Annotated in this window: 17 protein-coding genes; 7 read left to right on the top strand and 10 right to left on the bottom strand. The window is 66.2% G+C overall.

What is annotated here, in order from left to right:
* Positions 1 to 42: 42 nt before the first annotated feature.
* The 6 genes from S58_RS09925 (at position 43) to feoB (ending at position 5083) form a co-directional block, all read left to right on the top strand.
* On the top strand, positions 43 to 573 hold the full coding sequence (locus tag S58_RS09925) for an SspB family protein (RefSeq protein ID WP_015665156.1): 531 nt from the start codon (positions 43 to 45) through the stop codon (positions 571 to 573).
* Between the two features lie 95 nt (positions 574 to 668).
* A complete protein-coding gene (fumC, locus tag S58_RS09920) occupies positions 669 to 2093 on the top strand; it encodes a class II fumarate hydratase (protein WP_015665155.1) in 1425 nt (474 codons plus the stop codon).
* Positions 2094 to 2330: 237 nt separating this feature from the next.
* Positions 2331 to 2516, top strand: a complete 186-nt coding sequence (locus S58_RS36305; protein ID WP_083938550.1) for a DUF4169 family protein — start codon at positions 2331 to 2333, stop codon at positions 2514 to 2516.
* Positions 2516 to 2803, top strand: coding sequence for a ribbon-helix-helix domain-containing protein (locus S58_RS09915; protein WP_015665154.1), 288 nt, complete (start codon positions 2516 to 2518; stop codon positions 2801 to 2803). Before S58_RS36305 ends, S58_RS09915 begins: the two co-directional genes overlap by 1 nt.
* 107 nt (positions 2804 to 2910) lie before the next feature.
* Complete coding sequence (locus S58_RS09910; RefSeq protein ID WP_015665153.1) at positions 2911 to 3186, top strand: FeoA family protein; 276 nt, start codon at positions 2911 to 2913, stop codon at positions 3184 to 3186.
* A gap of 19 nt (positions 3187 to 3205) precedes the next feature.
* Positions 3206 to 5083 carry a ferrous iron transport protein B gene (feoB, locus tag S58_RS09905; protein ID WP_015665152.1) on the top strand — a complete coding sequence of 626 codons (1878 nt, stop codon included), beginning with the start codon at positions 3206 to 3208 and terminating at the stop codon, positions 5081 to 5083.
* Between the two features lie 21 nt (positions 5084 to 5104).
* On the opposite strand, the gene S58_RS09900 is transcribed toward feoB, so the two are convergent.
* Entirely contained in the window at positions 5105 to 5893 is a 789-nt protein-coding gene (locus S58_RS09900) for an NAD(P)H-dependent oxidoreductase (protein WP_015665151.1), read from the bottom strand.
* 90 nt (positions 5894 to 5983) lie between these two features.
* Here S58_RS09900 and S58_RS09895 point away from each other — a divergent pair, with 90 nt between their 5' ends.
* Positions 5984 to 6907, top strand: a complete 924-nt coding sequence (locus S58_RS09895) for a LysR family transcriptional regulator (protein WP_015665150.1) — start codon at positions 5984 to 5986, stop codon at positions 6905 to 6907.
* 1 nt (position 6908) lies between these two features.
* Here S58_RS09895 and S58_RS09890 read toward each other — a convergent pair whose 3' ends face one another.
* The 9 genes from S58_RS09890 to S58_RS09850 all read right to left on the bottom strand — a co-directional run bounded on the left by S58_RS09890 (position 6909) and on the right by S58_RS09850 (position 19224).
* Positions 6909 to 8780 carry a bifunctional sugar phosphate isomerase/epimerase/4-hydroxyphenylpyruvate dioxygenase family protein gene (locus S58_RS09890; RefSeq protein ID WP_015665149.1) on the bottom strand — a complete coding sequence of 624 codons (1872 nt, stop codon included), beginning with the start codon at positions 8778 to 8780 and terminating at the stop codon, positions 6909 to 6911.
* Positions 8777 to 9514 (bottom strand): ABC transporter ATP-binding protein, encoded by a 738-nt coding sequence (locus tag S58_RS09885; protein WP_015665148.1) that lies wholly within the window; start codon positions 9512 to 9514, stop codon positions 8777 to 8779. Before S58_RS09885 ends, S58_RS09890 begins: the two co-directional genes overlap by 4 nt.
* Before the next feature lie 11 nt (positions 9515 to 9525).
* Positions 9526 to 10269: an ABC transporter ATP-binding protein gene (locus tag S58_RS09880; protein ID WP_015665147.1), complete on the bottom strand. Its 744-nt coding sequence runs from the start codon at positions 10267 to 10269 to the stop codon at positions 9526 to 9528.
* On the bottom strand, positions 10266 to 11264 hold the full coding sequence (locus S58_RS09875) for a branched-chain amino acid ABC transporter permease (RefSeq protein ID WP_015665146.1): 999 nt from the start codon (positions 11262 to 11264) through the stop codon (positions 10266 to 10268). Before S58_RS09875 ends, S58_RS09880 begins: the two co-directional genes overlap by 4 nt.
* Positions 11261 to 12136 (bottom strand): branched-chain amino acid ABC transporter permease, encoded by an 876-nt coding sequence (locus tag S58_RS09870; protein ID WP_015665145.1) that lies wholly within the window; start codon positions 12134 to 12136, stop codon positions 11261 to 11263. The genes S58_RS09875 and S58_RS09870 overlap by 4 nt, the downstream gene beginning before the upstream one ends.
* A 71-nt stretch (positions 12137 to 12207) precedes the next feature.
* A complete protein-coding gene (locus S58_RS09865; RefSeq protein ID WP_015665144.1) occupies positions 12208 to 13347 on the bottom strand; it encodes an ABC transporter substrate-binding protein in 1140 nt (379 codons plus the stop codon).
* An 80-nt stretch (positions 13348 to 13427) separates the two neighbouring features.
* The gene (locus tag S58_RS09860) at positions 13428 to 14309 is read right to left on the bottom strand and encodes a shikimate dehydrogenase (protein WP_015665143.1); all 882 of its coding nucleotides are present in this window, start codon (positions 14307 to 14309) and stop codon (positions 13428 to 13430) included.
* A gap of 123 nt (positions 14310 to 14432) precedes the next feature.
* Positions 14433 to 15374 carry a LysR family transcriptional regulator gene (locus tag S58_RS09855; RefSeq protein ID WP_015665142.1) on the bottom strand — a complete coding sequence of 314 codons (942 nt, stop codon included), beginning with the start codon at positions 15372 to 15374 and terminating at the stop codon, positions 14433 to 14435.
* A 31-nt stretch (positions 15375 to 15405) separates the two neighbouring features.
* On the bottom strand, positions 15406 to 19224 hold the full coding sequence (locus S58_RS09850; RefSeq protein WP_015665141.1) for an AsmA family protein: 3819 nt from the start codon (positions 19222 to 19224) through the stop codon (positions 15406 to 15408).
* Positions 19225 to 19328 lie beyond the last annotated feature (104 nt).

The following is a 19328-nucleotide window of genomic DNA, read 5'->3' as shown; positions in this document are numbered from 1 at the left end:
CGACACGGGCGGGGCGCGGCCCATCACGATACAGGACCGATCATGGCGACGGATCACATTCGATACGACGTGTTGGCGCGCGACGCACTGCGCGGGGTGTTGCGCCGGGTGCTGACCGATGCAGCCGCGCATGGCCTCCCCGGCGAGCATCATTTCTTCATCACCTTCGTGTCCAAGGCCGACGGCGTGAAGCTGTCGCCGCGGCTGCTGGCGCAATATCCGGAGGAGATGACGATCATCCTGCAACACCAGTTCTGGGATCTGGTGGTTTCAGAGGATCGTTTCGAAGTCGGCCTGTCGTTCGGCGGCATCCCGGAGCGGCTGGTGGTGCCGTTCCACGCCATCAAGAGCTTCTTCGATCCGTCGGTGCAGTTTGGACTGCAGTTCGAGCCGTCGGAAGCGATCGCCGAGACCCCGCCCACGCCGAAGCTTCCGACGTCGACCGCACCCGCGGCCATTGCTTCAGCGCTGCCTCCACCGGCGACGGACGCGGATGAGGACAAGCCAGTCCCTCCGGCGACGCCTGGAGAGGGCGCCGAGGTCGTCCGTCTCGACCGCTTCCGCAAGAAGTAGGCGCATTCGCCGCGCGCGGAACGGCGGTCTCTGCCATAGATTGAAGCATGCTGAACCGGCGCGGGCCGGCTCACGACCAATCATGGGCATGCTTCATGGCAAAATCAGCTGATTCATCATCCGGCGGATCGACGCGCGTCGAGACCGACAGCTTCGGCCCGATCGAGGTTGCTGCCGACCGCTATTGGGGCGCACAGACCGAGCGCAGCCGGCAGAACTTCCGCATTGGCCGCGACCGGATGCCGACCGGCCTCGTGCACGCATTGGCGCTCGTGAAGCTCGCAGCCGCCGAGACCAATCGCGAGCTCGGGCTGCTCGAGCCCCGCATGGCGGAGGCGATCGTCCACGCCGCGCAGGAGGTCATCGACGGCAAGCTCGACGATCATTTCCCGCTCGTCGTCTGGCAGACCGGCTCCGGCACCCAGACCAACATGAACCTCAACGAGGTGATCGCCAATCGCGCCAGCGAGCTGCTGGGCGGCGAACGCGGGAGCAAGAAGCCCGTGCACCCCAACGATCACGTCAACATGAGCCAGTCGTCGAACGACTCGTTCCCGACCGCAATGCACATCGCGGCAGCGCAAGCGATCTCCGGCCATCTGGTGCCGGCGCTGTCAGAGCTGCTGGCAGCGCTGCGCGCCAAGCAGGATGCGTTCGCCGACATCGTCAAGATCGGCCGTACCCATACCCAGGATGCGACGCCGCTGACGCTTGGCCAGGAATTCTCGGGCTACGCTGCACAGGTCGAGAGCGCCATCGCGAGGATCGAAACGGCGGCCCGCGACCTGTTGCCGCTCGCCCAGGGCGGCACCGCTGTCGGCACCGGCCTCAACGCGGATCCGAAGTTCGCAAAGCTGTTCGCCAAGCACGTCGCCGGCATCACCGGACTGCCGTTCACCAGCGCCGACAACAAATTCGAGGCGCTGGCGTCGAACGACGCCTATGTCTACGCGCACGGCGCGCTCAATGCGGCGGCCACCGGTCTGTTCAAGATCGCCAACGACATCCGCCTGCTCGGATCGGGCCCGAGGTCGGGGCTGGGAGAATTGATTCTGCCCGAGAACGAGCCGGGCTCCTCCATCATGCCGGGCAAGGTGAACCCGACTCAGTGCGAGGCGCTGACGATGGTGTGCTGCCAGGTGTTCGGCAATCATACTGCGATCACCGTGGCCGGCAGCCAGGGCCACTTCGAATTGAACGTCTACAAGCCATTGCTCGGACATTGCATGATGCAGTCCATACAATTACTAGCTGATTCCGCTCGTTCATTCAGCGAACATTGCGTAGCCGGAATTCGTGCCGACGAAAAGCGGATTCGTGAGCTGATGGAGCGTTCTCTGATGCTGGTCACGGCTCTTGCGCCGAAGATCGGCTACGACAACGCGGCCAAGGTGGCGAAGACGGCGCACCAGAACGGCACGACGTTGAAGGAAGAAGCGACGCGGCTCGGCTTCGTGTCTGAAGACGAGTTCGATCGCCTCGTGCAGCCCGAAAAGATGACCAAGCCCGGACGAGCTTGACGGTAGTCCCGTAGTACTACGGGGGGTGATGCAATTCTCGCTGTTAACCCCTAAAGGATACTCTCGACTACAAGTTCTGCTGCGTTTGGTGAGTACAAGACCCGCTCGCAATGACGCGAATGGCGATCGAACTATCAGGGGAGCGATGACGTGATTGTCTGGATAACGCCTAGGCTCATCTGCGCAACGCGCACTCTCTCGTTGCAATGTTCGATGTCTTAGATGATTGGAGCGAGCATGGGAGACGTCATCAACTTGAAGCGTTTCAGAAAGCGCGTAGAGCGCGATCAGGCAGCGAAGGTCGCCGAAAGCAACCGCGCTCGTCATGGCAGGACGAAGTCCGAACGCGCAACTGACGCACAACGCGAAACGCGCGCGAACGAATTACTCGATCAACATCGTATCAATGGCGAGGACGCGTGATGAAGTCGCCCGTCGTAAAACGTTCAATCGTGGTCGCAGGCCACAAGACCAGCGTCAGCCTCGAAGAGGCGTTCTGGAACGGCATGAAGGAGATTTCGGGTCTCCGTAACATGACCCTGTCCGAACTGGTCGGAGAGATCGACAACAATCGCCAGCAGGGCAACCTGTCATCCGCGATCCGGCTGTTCGTTCTCGACCACTTCAAGAGCCGCGCCGCGGCCTCCTCGGGCCTCGAGCCGAAGGCGGCGGTGGACAGCCGGCACACGGCCGCTGCCGCAGCTCCTTGAGGCAGATCAGAGGGCGGCCCGCCCGGCCTGTTTAAAATCGCTCTAAGATGCCGCGGCATTGAACATGCCGCGCTTGACCTCTTGGCACGCGATTGAAAATACAGGCTATGAGCGAAATCTGCGATACAAGGCCGCCTCTGCCGCTCGGTCTGGCCCGGCGGGGCTATACCGGAACGATCCAGCATCTTGCTGCTGGTGGCACGACGTCGTCCCTGCCCGACATCGAGCTGGAGAGCCGGCTGATCGAGCTCGGCTTCGTCGAGGGGGCCCGCGTCGAAATCCTGCATGAAGGGATCGTCGGGCGCGATCCGATCGCCGTCCGCGTGGACAACATCACCGTCGCGGTCCGCCGTCGCGAAGCCATGGCCGTGATCGTGGCGTAGGCCGCGGAAAGCCTCCCTCATGGAAAGCTCCTTGCTGCATCTGGCCCTGGTGGGTACGCCCAACAGCGGCAAGACCTCGCTGTTCAACGCGCTGACGGGAAGCCGCCAGAAGGTCGCGAACTATCCCGGGGTCACGGTCGAGCGCAAGGAAGGCGCCTTCGTCACCCCACAGGGCCGCCAGGTCTCGCTCGTCGACCTGCCTGGAACCTATTCGCTGCGCGGCCGCAGCCCGGACGAGGAAATCACCCGCGATTTCGTGCTCGGACGCGCCACGGGCGAGGTTTTGCCCGACCTCGTGCTGTGCGTCGCCGATTCCACCAATCTCAGGTTGACGATTCGCCTCCTGCTCGAGCTCAAGAGCACCGGGCGCCCGCTCGCGCTCGTGCTCAACATGTTCGACATCGCCAAGCGGCGCGGCGTGACGGTCGATGTCGCCGGCCTGTCGCAGGCGCTGGGCGTACCGGTCGTCACCTCGATCGCCGTCCGCAAGGGCGGCACCGACGATCTGCTGCAGCTGACCGACCAGTTGCTGGCCCAGGCGGCCGCGGCCACGGGGGATCGCGCCAACACCTGGCGTCCCCTCACCGTGCCGGAGCTGCGCGCGACCCAGCGCGAAGCCGATCGCATCATCGCCGCAACCGTCAGCCTCCCCGAACGGCCCGACACCTGGACCGCCCGGATCGATTCGGTCGCGCTGCATCCGGTCGGCGGCCTCTTCATCCTGCTGGCGATCCTGTTCGTCATGTTCCAGGCCGTTTTCGCCTGGGCGCAGCCCCTGATGCAGGTGCTGTCGGCATCGTTCGACGCGCTCGGCCAGGTGGTCCATGAGCTGCTGCCTGAAGGCCTGCTGCAGAGCTTCCTGCAGAATGGGGTGATCTCGGGCGTCGGCAGCGTCATCGTCTTCCTGCCGCAGATCATCATTATCTTCCTGTTCATCCTGCTCTTGGAAGATTTCGGCTACATGGCGCGCGCGGCGTTCCTGATGGACCGCATCATGGGTGGCGCCGGGCTGCACGGCCGCGCCTTCATCCCCCTGCTCTCGAGCTTCGCCTGCGCCATCCCCGGCATCATGGCGACCCGGGTGATCGACAACCGCCGCGACCGGCTCACCACGATCCTGATCGCACCACTGATGACCTGCTCGGCGCGCATCCCGGTCTATACGCTGATCATCTCGGCCTTCATCCCGCCGACCAGGGTCTGGGGCCTGATCAGCCTGCAGGGCCTCGTGATGTTTGGGCTCTATGCGGCCGGGATCATCAGCGCGCTGCTGGTGTCGTTCCTGGTCAAGTTCTTCCTGATGCGCGACTATCAGCCGGCACCGTTCATGCTCGAGCTGCCGGATTACAAGATGCCGCGGCTGCGCAGCATCGCGATCGGCGTCTACACCCGCGCCAAGATGTTCCTGCAGCGCGCCGGCACCACGATCTTCGCGATGATGGTGCTGATCTGGTTCCTCGCCTCCTTCCCGCAACCGCCGGAGGGTGCAACAGAACCCGCGATCAACTACAGCCTCGCTGCCATGATCGGTCAGGCCATCGCGCCCCTGCTGAAACCTGTCGGCTTCAACTGGCAAATCGCGGTCGCGCTGGTGCCCGGTATGGCCGCCCGCGAGGTCGCAGTGGCGGCGCTCGGCACGGTCTATGCGATCGAAGGCGGCAAGGAGGCGGCCGAGCAGATCGGCCAGGTGCTGGCCAGTCGATGGAGCCTCGCGACGGCGCTGTCGCTGCTCGCCTGGTACATCTTCGCCCCGCAATGCGCTTCGACGCTGGCGGTGATCCGGCGCGAGACCGGCAGCTGGCGCTGGATGGCGGTAACCTTCTTCTACATGTTCGCGCTTGCTTACGCCGCGAGCTACGCAACCTACCACATCGCGGTCGCGATGGGCGCGGGCTAATTTTCCCCGCGCCCGGCGGCGTCACTGCACGGCGTCTACGTGCAGCGCGAAGCCGCGCGCATCTGGCGTGCCAAGCTCGGGGCGCAGCTGCATCGACGGGATCAGATAGTCGCCGTGGTTCTGCCGCCGATACGGGATCGGCTTGGCGGTGAACAGGGTCCGCATCCGCTCACGCAGCTGTTCGGCGATCCTCACGAAACCTGCATCGTCCAGGCGGTTCACCCGGTGCGCCACGAACGCGGGCAGCACGTCGAAACCGGGATAGAACAGGATGCCGTGATTGATCGGAAACAGGAGGTCGTCCATCGGCCCGTTGATGCCGCGGTCCGAATAGTGCTCGTCCCAGCCGCCCGTCGTCACCGCCAGCATCGCGCGCTTGCCGGCGAACACGCCCTCGCCGTAGCGGTTGCCCCAGCGCTTGTCGCTGTGCTCGCCGACGCCATAGGTGAAGCCGTAGGAGTAGACGCGGTCGACCCAGCCCTTGAGGATCGCGGGCATCGTGAACCACCACAGCGGAAACTGCAGGATCACCGCATCGGCCCATAGCAGCTTGTCCTGCTCGGCCCGGACGTCGTCGGTCAGCGCATGCGTCTTGAAGGCCTCCCCGGAGGCGGTGGCGACGTTCAGGCGCGCATCCGGCTCGAGCTGCGGGAAGTCGGCGCGGTCGGCGGCCGCCTTCCAGCCCATCGCATAGAGGTCGGAGATCCGGACCTCATGGCCCTGGGCCTTGAGCTCGGCGACGGCGATGTCGCGCAGGGCGCCGTTGAGAGAGCGGGGTTCTGGATGGGCGAAAACGAGCAGGACGTTCATGGTGTCGATCCTTTGCTGGAGCAGGCCATGACATAGACGCGCCCTCATTTATCCACTACATAGTGTATATCGATAATATCATGCCGTATTATGGATAAATCAGACGTCAGCATCGCCCACATGCGCAGCTTCGTCAGGGTCGCCGAGCGCGGCAGCCTGTCCGCGGTGGCGCGCGAGCTCAACGTCGGCCAGTCCACGATCTCGCGTCATCTGCAGGAGCTGGAAGACTCCATCGGGGTGCCGCTGCTGAGCCGCACCACGCGGCGCGTGACGCTGACGGACGAGGGCAGCCGCTACTATGCGAACTGTGTCCAGATCCTGCGGCTGATCGAACAGGCCGGCGACGAGGCGCGCGGCACGCGTGGCGCGGCCAGCGGCATGATCCGCATCTCCTGCACGGCGGCGTTCGGCATCCTGCACGTCACCCGGATCGTCTTCGCATTCCAGGACCGCTATCCGGACATCGCGGTCGATCTCAACCTGACCGACGAGCGCATCGACCTGGTGCGCGAGGGGGTCGACATCGCGCTGCGGCTCGCGCCGCTCGCCGACAGCTCGATGAAGCTGCGCGCGCTCGGCCACTCGCACCGGCTGCTCGTCGCTGCACCCAGCTATCTGGCGAGGCGCGGTACGCCGCACACGCCGGAAGAGCTGATCGGCCATGACGCCATCCGCATGCCCAACGTCGCCGGCAGCGAGGTTCTGACCCTGGTGGCGCCTGATGGCCAGCACCATGAGGTGCCGTTCATCGGACGCTTCCGCACCAATCATGGCCTCGCCGTGCGCGAAGCCGTGCTGGCCGGGCGCGGCATCGCTGCGGCGCATGGCTGGCTGGTCGACGATCTCATCACTGCGGGCAGGCTGACCGTGATCCTGCCCGAGCATCGCCTGCCCTCGGTGCCGCTGAACATGCTGATCGTGCCGGAGCGCGCCGGCATCGCGCGCGTCCGGCTGGTGATCGAGCATCTTGCCGAGACGATCATGCGCCTGCCTGGCATCGGGCCGGAGCCCTGATCTACAGCCGCGGCATCGTGTCCGGCCGCACCTCGCGCGCCTGCGCCGCGAGACGGATCGCGGCATTGGGAGCGCCGAAGCCCTGGTAGTTGCGCCGCTGCACGATCTCGAAGAAGAAGCGCTCCTCGAAGATGTGGGTGTAGACCTGGAAGAACTCCGCGTCGCCGTCGCGGTCGTACAGGATCTCGTTGGCACGGAGCGCGGCGATGGTCTCGGGCGCAAGATCGTATTTGGCTTCGAGGTCGTCGTAGTAGTTGTCGGGAATGTCGAGGAAACCGGCGCCGCGGGCGCGCATCTCGGCCACGGCCGCGAAGATGTCGTCGCAGGAGAACGCGATGTGCTGGACGCCGGAGCCGAAGAATTCCGAGATGAAGCGTGACGACAGCGTGCGGGTCGCCGTGGAGCCGTTAAGGATGAAGCGCAGGCTGCGATCGCCATTGACGATGGCCTGGCTCTGCACGAGGCCCCTGGGGTCGGCGATCTCCATCTGCGGCAGGCGCGAAAAGTCGATGAGCCCGGCATAGAACAGCAGCCAGGACAGCATCTCCTCATGCGGCATCGATTGCACGATATGATCGACAGCCACGAGACGGTCGTTGCCCTCATCGCCGGCGACCGCTTCGAAATCGACGTCCCAGTTCTTGCCCTTGGCGTCCAGGAAATACAGCAGACTGCCGCCGACGCCATGGATCGCCGGGATCTCCAGCTCCCCCGGCCCGACCGGCTGCACGAAGGTACGGGTCTTCAAGGCCTGCGCCCGCGCCATGGCACGATCGGCGCTGTCGACGTCCAGCGCAAGCGCGCAGACACCCGGGCCGTGCGTGACGTAGTGCGAATGCGCGAAGCTCGCCGGCTCGCAATTGATCACCAGCTCGATCGCGCCTTGCGACCAGCGTTGCACAGCCTTGCTGCGGTGCCGCCCTGTGTTGCGGAAGCCGAGCTGGCTGAACAGACGCGCGAGAGACTCGGCCTTGTCCTCACTGACGGCGAATTCGACAAAGCCGATGCCGTGGCTTCTCACGCGGGGCTCGAAGCGCGGCTCCGCCGCGGCAGGCATCTTCCCGGCGAGATCGTCCTGCAGCAGCAGCAGCGAGCGCATGCCGTCGAGCGCCGTTCGCGGCGCCGAGCCGGCGCGGAACTGGTCGTTGAATATTTCGAGCGACAGCGGCCCGGCATAGCCGGTGGCCGCAACGGCCTCCATGAACGCGCCGACCGGCAGGTCGCCCTGCCCCGGAAAACTGCGGAAATGCCGGCTCCAGGACAGCACGTCGAGTTCAAGCTTGGGCGCGTCGGCCAGCTGCACCAGGAAGATCTTGTCGGCGGGAATGGAGCGGATCGCGTTGGTCGGCAGCGCCGGTGCCAGCGCATGGAAGCTGTCGAGGATGACGCCGATCGCCTGGTGATCGGCGCGGCGCACGATCTCCCAGGCATCGCGATAATCGTGCACGTGGCGGCCCCAGGCCAGCGCCTCGTAGCCGACACGCAAACCCCGCTTCGCCGCGCGCTCGCCAAGTTCGTGGAAATCGGCGGCGGCGCGATCGATGCCGCCGAGCGAGGCCGGTGACACGCTGCTGCAGATCAGCAGCAGATCCGTGCCGAGCTCCTGCATCAGGTCGAACTTGCGCTCGGCGCGGACGAAGGTGCGCGCGCGCTGCGGCTCCGGCATGCCCTCGAAATCGCGGAACGGCTGATAGGCGCAGATCGCAAGCCCGAGGTCGCGGCACATCTGGCCAATCTCGCGCGGCCGAGCGCCGAACGCGACCAGATCGTTCTCGAAGATCTCGACCGTATCGAAGCCTGCGGCCGCGATCGCCTTGAGCTTCTCGTCCAGGGCGCCAGAGATGGAGACCGTTGCGATCGAGCGCTTGTTCATGCCGCCGTCTCCTCCATCGCGCCGCCCAGGAACAGCTGGCCGATACGCGGATCGGCAAGCACGCGGTCGGCCTTGTCGATGATCCGGGTGCGGCCGAGCTCGAGCACGATGCCGTAGTCGGAGATTTCCAACGCCGAGCGCGCATTCTGCTCGATCAGCAGCACCGAGACGCCGCGGTCGCGCAGCTGCTTCAGCATGTCGAAGGTCTGCTGCACCATCAGCGGCGACAGGCCGATCGAGGGCTCGTCGATCAGCACCAGCTGCGGCTCCAGCAGAAGGCCGCGGGCGATCTCGAGCTGCTTCTGCTCGCCGCCCGACAAGGTCGAGGCCTGGCGGTCCGCCTTCTTGCGCAGCACCGGAAAGACGTCGAGCGCAGCCTCGACACGCGCAGCCAAATCGAAGTCACGGGCAGCAGCAACGCCGCCGAGCTCGATGTTGTGGCGGACCGACAGCTCGCCGAAGATGTTGCGGCCCTGCGGGATGTAGCAGATGCCGGCGCCGAGCAGCGCGCGCTGGCTCAAGCCGGTGACGTCGCGGCCCTTGAAGACCACCTTGCCCTCGCGCAGCTTGAGCAGGCCGAAGATCGCCTTGAACACGGTCGACTTGCCGGCGCCGTTCGGTCCGATCACGGTGGTGATCGATCCCTTGGGCACCGAGAAATTGGTGCCATTGAGGATCGTCATCTTGCCGTAGCCGCCGACGAGGTTCTGGACGTCGAGAATGGGATCGCTCACGGCCGTCTCCGTCAATGTCCGAGATAGGCTTCGATCACGGCAGGGTTCGCCCTGATCTCGTCGGGTTTGCCGATCGCCAGCACCTTGCCCTCCGCCATCACCATCACGCGCGAGCACAGCGACATCACGAATTCCATGTTGTGCTCGATGACGACGAAGGTGGCGCGGCGCTCGCGATTGATCGCGATCAGCCGCTCCTTGAGATCGCCGAGCATGGTCGGGTTGACGCCACCGGCCGGCTCGTCGAGCAGCACCAGCCGCGGTCCGCCCATGAACGCCATCGCAGCATCGAGCAGCTTCTGCTGGCCGTAGGACAGGCCCCCGGCCGGCTCGTTGGCGAGATGCTCCAGCTTGAAGAAGCCGATCATCTGGTCGGCCGTTGTTGTGAGGCCCGCATCCGACGGGCCGAGCAGGCGCGACAGCATGCTGCCGCGATGCTCCTGACCGGCGAGGATCAGATTGTCCCGCACCGACAGTTTCGGAAACACCTGCAGAAGCTGGAAGGTGCGGCTGACGCCGAGGCGATTGAGATCCGACGGCCGTTGCCCGGTGACGAGCTTGCCGTCGACCCTGACCTCGCCCGCGCTCGGCACCAGCTGGCCGAGGATGCAGTTGAACAGGGTCGACTTGCCGCAGCCATTGGGCCCGATCAGGCCGAGGATCTCGCCCTCCTGCACGTCGAAGCTGACCCCGTTGACGGCGGTGATGCCGCCAAAGCTCTTCTTGACGTCGCGGACGTCGAGGACTGCGGTCATTGCGCGGCCTCCAGCTTGGATTGAGCCGCCGCGCGCAACGCCGACGCCGCCTGGGTCCGGCGTGAGCTGAGATAGCGATCAAGAATGCCGAGGATGCCGGAGGGCGAATAGATCAGCAGCACGATCACCGCGGCCGCATAGAGCATCAGATAATAGCCCTCGGCAAAGCGCAACCACTCCGGCAGCAGCACCGCGATCATGGCGCCGAGGAAGGGTCCGAACATGAAGCCCGAGCCGCCGACGATCACCATCATCAGGAGATCGAGCGAGAGCTGCAGGTTGAACGGCACCGGATCGACATATTGCGTCAGCGGCGCATACAGCACGCCGGCGATGCCGCCGAGCACGGAGCCGATCGCGAACGCCATCAAGGTGTAGCGCCTGGTGTCGATGCCGAGCGACTGCGCCCGGATCGGGTTCTCGCGGAGCGCCATGAAGGCGCGGCCCCAGGGCGAGCGGATCAGCCACCACATGGCGAGCGTCACGAGCCCGAGCGAGCCGAGGCAGAGATAATAGAACGGCAGCGGCTTGCGGGTCGGGAAGCCGAAGATCTCCGGCCGCGGAATGTTGCTGATGCCATAGATACCGTTGGTGAGCCAGCTTTCGTTGCGGAACACCAGGAAGGCCAGGGTCGAGAACGCGAGCGTGACGAAGGCGAGATAGTGATGTTGCACGCGTAGCGCCGGATAACCCAGCAGCCAGCCGACGGCAAAGCAGATCACGATCACGAAGCCGAGCGCGGATATCAGCGGCCAGCCATGCGTGGTCAGGATCGCGGCCCCGTAGGCGCCGATGCCGACGAACGCGCCCTGGGCCAGCGACACCTGACCGGCATAGCCGAGCGTGAGATTGAGCCCCATGGCGGCGATGGTCATCACCGCCCACTGGCTCAGGATGTACAGGCCGTAGCGGTTGAAGTTCATCGGGATGATGATCAGCCCGGCGATGACGATGACAGCCAGCGCGGCGAGAAGCAGTCTGCTGTGCTTGGTCATACCGTGCGCTCCTCGGCTCGGCCGAGCAGGCCTTGCGGCCGGAACAGGATCATCAGGATCAGCAGCACCATGGGCACGGCGGCGCGATACTGGGTGGAGACATAGGCAGCTGCGAGGTTGTCGACGATGCCGATCAGCAGGCCGCCGGCAATGGCGCCGCGCACCTGGTTGAAGCCACCGACGATCGCGGCGATGAAAGCCGCCTGCCCCAGCACCTCGCCGCTGGAGAATTTTGCGAGATAGATCGGCGTGATCAGCAGCGAGGCCAGCGCCACCAGCACGGCGTTGATCAGGAACGTCAACAGGATCATGCGCTCGACGGGGACGCCGATGATGCGCGCCACCGTTGGGTTCTGCGCCGCCGCCTGCATCTGATGGCCGAGCGAGGTGCGGTTCAAAAGCGTGGTCAGGCCGATGACGGCCAGGATCGCGACGGCGAGCACGCCGAGGCTCTGCAGCGAGATGGCCCGGCCAAGGACGCTGATATCGCCGGCGGGGACGATCGACGGAAACGGCGAGGCCTCGGCGCTGAAGAACTGCTTCACCGCCTCCTTGATCCCGATCGCCAGCGCCATGGTGGCGATCGCCAGCGGCAGCACGCCATGGCGCAGCATCGGATCGACCAGCAGCAGCTTGAAACCGAGCCCGAGCAGCAGCGCCGACAGCAGGATGCCGACGAGCACCGCGAGCCAGAACGGCACGCCGAGATGCATCACCGCGAGCATCAGGAAGGCCGGCAACATCACGAACTCGCCCTGGGCGAAGTTGATGGTCTGCGAGGTCTGCCACAACAGCGTAAAGCCGACGGCGACGAGCGCGTAGATGGCGCCGGTGGCGAGGCCCGCCACGATCAGATCGAGCAGATTGGACATCGTTTCCCCGTGAACCCTTGGGTGACGGCGGCGCGGGCATCCCCACCCGCGCCGCCAGTCGACCGTTGTCCTCAGTTCAGCTTCGGCAAGACCTGCTTGACGACCTGCTTGCCTTCGACCACCTCGACCAGGAAGCCCTGGCGATCGATGTCACCATTCTGGTCGAAGGTGACATCCATCAGGATGTTCGGTTCGGTCGCGGTCTTGATGGTCAGGCCGTGCAGTGTGTCGGCGAACGCCTTGGAGTCGACCTTGCCCATCTTCTCGGTGGTGGCCTTGACCATGTAGATCGCGAGATAGCCCTTCAGGCCGTTGTGATCGGGGACGTAGTTATACTTCTTCACGAAGCGGTCGCGGAACGCCTTGATGGCCTCCACCGGCGCATCGGTGGTGAGGCCGACATGGCCACGGGCCCCGTTGGCGGCGTCACCTGCGAGCTCGATCACCTTCTGGCCGACCAGCGTGGTCTCGCCGATCAAAGGCGCGGTCACGCCCTGACGCTTGATCTCCTTCAGGATGCGCGCGCTCTCTTCCTCGTTGACGTAGATGAAGACCGCGTCTGGAGCTGCCGCCTTGATCTTGCTGACGTCCGCGGCGAAGTCCGCCTGACCGGCTTCGGTCGAGAGATCTGCTGCGACCTTGATGCCGAGACGGTTGAACTCCTTGGTGATGACGTCGCGTCCGCCGCGGCCGAAATCATTGTTGACCCACACCACCGCGACCGACTTCGCCTTCAACTCGTCGTTGACGTATTTGGCGACCTTCGGCATCGACGACTGCTGGCCGAACGAGGTGCGGAACAGAAACTTGTTGCCAGCCTGTGTCAGCTCGGCCGCCTCGCCGCCCATGATCTGGGTGATGCCGGCCTCGGCCGCCAGCGGTGCCGTCACCTTCACCGAGCCGGAATAGCCGGGCCCGAGCAGCACGTAGGGCTCGCCGTCGAGCGCCTTCTGCACCTGCGCACGCGCGACGCCGGGGTTCGACTGCGAGTCGGCGTGGCTGACCTCGATCTTGCGGCCGAGGATGCCGCCCTTGGCGTTGATCTCCTCGACGGCGAGGTCGATGCCGTTCTTCCAATTGTTGCCGACGGTGGCGCCGCCGCCCGAGAGCTCGGCGACGTTGGCAATCTTGATGGGGGCGCCGGATTGCGCGTAGGCGGCTCCGGACAGCAGCACGGCTGAGCACAGGCCAGCCAGGATGATCGATCTCATTTTGTTTCCTCCTCTGTTTCCAAACGCTTGTTTGCGTTTCTTGCTTGAACGACTGGTCCGGCGCGTATTGGCCGGTTTACTCAGGCGGCGTCAACCGCCGGATATCTCTCCGCCATGTGGTTGTCGAACGCCGCCCCCATCGCCTCGGTCGATGGCGCGAGGCCGGTGAACAGCTCGAATGCGTCGGCGGCCTGGTAGATCGCAAGCTCGCGGCCGAGCAGAACGCGCGCGCCCTTGGCCTTGGCGGCTTTCAGCAGCGGCGTCCAGAGCGGCGAATAGACGGCATCGGCGACCCAGAGATCGGAATGCAGCAATTGATCTGGCACCGGCGTACCGCGGTTCGGCAGCATGCCGATCGGCGTGCCGTTGACGACGCCAACGGCCCCCTGCAGCGCCGCTTCGACGCTGTCGACCACAGTATACGCTCTGCCCGCCGGCAACAGGCTTGCGAGCTTTTCGGCGCGCGCGCGCTCGGTGTCGTAGATGCGAAGGCCTGCGACGCCGAGGTTCGCAAGTGCGAAGGCGATCGCCTTGCCCACCCCGCCGGCTCCGACCAGCGCCACGACGCCCCGCTTCGTCTCGGACACCAGCGGCGCCACGGCGCGCTCGAATCCGGTGGTATCGGTGTTGTGCCCGATCAGCCGGCCGTCGCGCACCACCACGGTATTCACGGCGCCCATCGCCTTGGCCTTCGGCGCGAGCTCGTCGAGCAGCTCGACCACGGCTTCCTTGTAGGGATAGGTCACGTTGACACCGGCGAAGCCGAGACGGCGCACGCCTTCCAGCAGCGTTGCCAGCCCTGCGCGGTCGGCGCCGGCGACCTCGATCAGCTGGTAATGGCAGCGCACGCCGAGCGTCGCCGCCGCGTGTTCGTGCATCGCGGGAGACGCCGAATGCGCGATCGGCGCACCGATCAAGCCGGTCAGGAATTTGCGGGCTTTGAGCGCGGAAAGATCAGGCACGTTGGCTTCAGTCTCTGCTGCTGCTTCGCGCGATCGCCGCACGAGCGATGAATCTCGCCGCGGACGATAGCGCGTCCGCCGGCTAACACAATTATCCAAATATCCGCTGAACCTAACATCATGTTATTTTTTGCCGAGGGCAGTTTTCGCCGGTTTGGCCACCTGGCGTCGGCCCGGCTCCAGTGCGCGCATCTCCGCGCGCAGGCAATCGATGAAGTGCTCGGCATAGAGCGACAGCGGCGTGCCGCGCTTGACGGCAATATAGGTGTCGAACCGCGTCGGCTCGGCAATCTTCAACAGCTCGATGCCGGGATAGCCGCCATGGGCGACGGTGAACTGGTCGATCACGGCGATGCCGAGCCCGGCCTTCACCAGCGCGCAGACGGTGGTGCCGAAGCGCGCCTTGATCGAGATGTTGTAGTCGAGTTTGTTGCGCGCGAAGATCTCGGCCATGATCCGGCCGTAGGGATCGTTCGGATCGATGCCGATCAGCGGATAGCGCGTCATCTCGGCGGCGGAGACCTGTTTGCGGCCGGCGAGCTCATGGCCCGGCGGCACGATGCAGAACAATTCGCCCGAGGCCAGCGGCAGGAATTCGAGCCCGGAATGGTCGAGCCGGTAGCTCATCGCCACGCACTCGCCCTTGCCCAGCATCAGATAGTCGATCGCCTCCTCGATCTTCAGGATGTTGATGTCGATGCCGAGATCAGGATAGCGGCGGCGGACGCGCTCGATCGCGCGCGGCACCATCACCTGGGAAATGCTGGGCACCGAGCCGATGCGCAGTTCCGACAACGCACCGCGGCCGATGTTGGAGATGATGTAGCTGAGATCGTCGACCTTCTCGTAGACGCTGTTGATCTGCTCGAAGATGTTCTGCGCCTCGGGGGTGGGGAAGTAACGGCCATTCTGGCGCTGGAAGAAGCGGATGCCGAGCGAGCGTTCGGTGTACTTCACGAGGCGGCTGACGCCCGGCGCAGAGACCTTCAACAGGCGGGCTGCGCCGTTGATGGTGCCCGTCACCATGACCGCGCGGATGACCTCGACCTGGCGCAACGTCATCATCGGCGCGGCCCCTGCCCGACGCGCGGCGAGATCACGGGTTGCCCGGCGGCGTCAACACAACGGGCGGACGCGGCACCGGCCGGGGACGCGGCGGCAGCGCGCCGGGCGCCGGCTTGATCTCGACCGGCGGCGGCAGCGGCGCGACCTGTGACTGGCTCGCGGCGACCGGCGGCACCGGCGGTGGCGCGGCTGCAGGCGGCGACGACAGTGGTGCGGCGAGCGGCGGAACGGCGGCGCGCGGGCCGCCCAGCCTGGCGCGCGGATCGCGCCGCGGATCACGCCCGGGCAGCGGCACGTCCGGCACAGCGGGCGCGACCGGGCCGGCATCATTACCACCCGGCAGCGACGCCGTCGACGATGGATAGGCCGGCGGCACCTCGCCACGGGCGATCGCATCCAGCCGCCGCGTCTCGCGATCGATCGCGCGCACCGCCAGCCAGGACGACAGCGAGGTGACGTCGACGGCGCGCGTCAGCGCGTCGGGTGTGCCAACGACAAACAGCTGAACCTCGGGACGGCTATTGGCATTGCCGACAGCGTTCGCGCTGAGGCTGGCGCGGATGTCGGCCTGGTCGGCCGGAATATCGAAGCCGCCGGAGACGATCGCACGCGCGCCTTGCGCCTCGAGCGTGGTGGCGCCGACGCGCAGCCGGCCGTCACGGATGATGAAGGGAATCTGGGCAGACGCGACCGACAGACTGCCCGACGTCAGAATGGGTTCGACCACCTGCCGGAGCTTGCCGTCGTCACCGACCTGCCCGGCATCAGCCGCGCGCAACGCCGCCTCGAAGACGCGGGGGTCGAGGTTCGGGATCGCCGCATTGTCGATCGTCACGGTGCCGTTGCCCGAGAGCGCGTTGACCAGCCCCTGCACGCTGCGGCCCTCGGCGGCGAGCGTCATCTGCGCAGAGACTTTGCCCGGGGGCATCTTGAGGCTGCGATAGCGCAAGGCGGCGCCGTCGACGCCGGCGAGCTCGATGCGGCCATTCAGGACCAGGCCGTTGGGATTGGGCCGCGCATCGACGGACGCGCTCACGTCGCCGCCGCCGAGCTTGCCCTTGAGTTTCTCGATCGTGAGCGACTGGCCATCGCTCTTGATCGCCCCGCCGAGCGGCCGTAGATCCATGCCGGTCAGGATGGCGCCGCTGAGCGCCTGGAACGAGACGCGGCCGCGCCATCCCTTCAGAAGACCGGCGCCGAGCGGCTCGGCCTGCTCGCGGCCGGCCGCGCCGACCAGCACCGAAAACACCTGCGGGACGTCGAGCGCGTCCAGCCCGAGCTCGCCATCGACTTGCTTGTCGTCGTCCAGATTCATGGCGAGCCGGCCGCGCAGCCGCGAGCCGCCGACCGTGCTGTCGATGTCGTCGAGCGTCACATGATTGTTGGAGAGGCCCAGCCGGCCGAACAGTCGGATGTTCTGCGCCGCCGCATCCTGCGGCTTCAATCCGAGCAGCGGCGCCAGATTGGCGCTGCGCAGGCGCAGATTGACATTGGCCTTGGTGGCATCGCCCCATGGCTCGACGGTGCCCTGCGCATCGCCATCGAGGCCGCCGCCGGACAGTTTTGCATTCACCCGCAGCGGCGCCCGCCAGCTGCCGGTCACGCTGGCGTCGAACTGGGCCGGACCGTTGCCGGCCGCCGCGATGCGATCGAGCCCGAGCAGCGCCAGCACGACATTGCCCTGTTCGGCCGAAACCCGGCTCTCGATCCCCAGCTCGGTGCGATCGATGGCGTCGACCTCGAAGCTGCGCAGCGCCGCCGCCGACGGCTTCGCCGTCAACGTGGCCGAGCCCTTCAATTGCGGCGCATCGAGATCGAGCACTGCCTTCGCCTGGCTGCGGTCGGCATTGGCGGGATCCTTGGCGATATCCAGCGTAAGCTTCAACCGCGCCGCGCCGGCGGGCGTGCCGAGCGCATCGAAACGCGTGGCGATCTGCGGTGCGAAGGGCTGCAGCAGCGCGGTGATCTCCTTCAGCGAGCCTGCCATCGAGGTCACGACGAGCCGCCCGGTGGCGTCAGCACGATCGAAGCGGCCCGAGCCCTCGCTGGTCACCCCGCCGCCCTGGCCGAACTTGAGCTGATCGACGGCAATCGTCTTGGGATCGTAGGAGAAGCGTGCGGTGAGCGGACGCAGCTCCTGGCCGCTGAGCTTGGCGCGGCCGACATCGAGCGCCACGTTGGCCTCGGCCGGCCACTCGCCGGTGACGCCGACCAGGGAACGCGTGACGGCCATCGCCGCGTCGAGATCGAGCCGGTCGCCCTTCAGCACCGCCTCGAAGCGCGAGCCGGGCCCGGCAGACCGGTTGACGAGCGCGATGCGTCCGTCGACGGAGCCGCCATCGATGTCGGCCTTCAGGCCGTCGATCGCGACCCGGTCCGGCGCCACGTTGAGATCGCCGCGCAGGCGCAGCGGGCGCTGGGTGCGGTAGCTGCCGTCGCTGCGGCCCTGCAGCCAGGCCACCAGCGTATCCGGCTCCGACGAGTCGAGATCGAGCGCGCCGGTGAAGCCTGCCGTGACCGAGGTGGAAATGCCGATGGTCCGGAATGTCAGATGCGTCGACCCCGGGGCGCGCAGATCGACCTTCTCGAGGCTCCACGCCGTCGGCTCGTTGTGCAGGTCGGCCGTGAAATTCTGCACCGGGCGGCCGGACAGCATGATCTGCTCGGTCGTGAACTGGACGCTGGCGGGCAGCGGCAGGGTCGGCAGCTGCGCGATCCAGTTGCGCAGCGCCGGCAGCACCAGCGCCGGCGCGATCGCCCGGCGGTCCTTCACCTCGTCGCCACCGGCCAGCAGCTTGTCGGCATCGAGCTGGCGCGCCGACAGCGAGGCTTTCAGCACTGGCGCAGCGCCGAAACGGACGTCGCCATTGCCGGCAAATTTCAGCGAGCGATCTTCTTGGCCGAAGGTGACCTCGATCTGCTCGAGCTTGGCGGACGCCTGATCGGCCACGACCTTGGTGGCGATCCGCCAAGGTGTGGATTCGGCCCGACTCGCCGGACTGGTGATGGCCCGCTGCGCCGGCGACGGCTTCGCAGGAGGCTCTTTCGCGGCCTGGCCCTTGGTGACCTGCCCCTTGGTGACCTGATCGTTGGCGGGCTTGTCCTTGTCGGCGCCCTGCTCCCTGGACGGCGAAGACAGCGTCAGTGCGCCCTCGAACTTGGGCGAGGCGTTGGGAAAGCTGATCAGGCCCTCGATATCAGCCATGACCGGACGCTCGCCGGGGTCGACGTTGAGGTGGACGCGCAGGCCGTTGGAGTCCTTGTCCTGGCTCGATGACACCCGGAACGGGTAGCGGGCGCCGCGGATCGACACCGCGCCGTCGCCGCGCAGCGAGCCGGCCAGCGAGCGCACGTCGCCGGAGAAGACGATGTCGGTCAGCTCCAGCGTCGAACGGCTGGCCGCATCGTGCAGCGCCACCCGGCCGGTCAGGTTGAAACGGTCGATCGAGAGGGCAGCCAGATTGAACCGGCCCGAGGCGGCCGGCAGGTCGACGCGGCCCTTGGCGTCGAGCCCGAGATCGGCCGCCATGCCACCGATGGTGAGCTCGTTGGCCTTCCACTGCCCGCGCATCATGTCGCCGAGGCTGAACTCGACGTCGAGCTTGTCGGCCCGCAGCTTGCCGAGATGGTTGGCGCCGCCGAAGGTGACCTGGCGCAGCCGCAAGGTGGGGGTCGGCAACAGCCGTGCATCCAGCGCACCGGCGACCCGTACGGGCACGCCGATGACCTTGCCCGCCTCGGCCTCGAATTGCGGCCGGAACTGGTTCCAGTCGACGAAATACGGGCCGATCAGCGCGGCAAGGAGCGCAAGGATGAAGGCAATCGCCAAGCCGAGCAGGGTCGTCTGCACGGGGTCTCCCTCAAAGGACAACGCTCCGGCGTCCCAACCTTCCAACAGATGCGGCCTTGGCCCCACGGGCATCGATACCGGAGCGCTGCATCATATAGGATTAA

It is taken from the genome of Bradyrhizobium oligotrophicum S58 (genome assembly GCF_000344805.1).
GTDB classification, from domain to species: Bacteria; Pseudomonadota; Alphaproteobacteria; order Rhizobiales; family Xanthobacteraceae; genus Bradyrhizobium; species Bradyrhizobium oligotrophicum.
The sequence above is the reverse complement of the archived record's forward strand: the minus strand, read 5'-3'. Positions and strand labels throughout refer to the sequence as shown.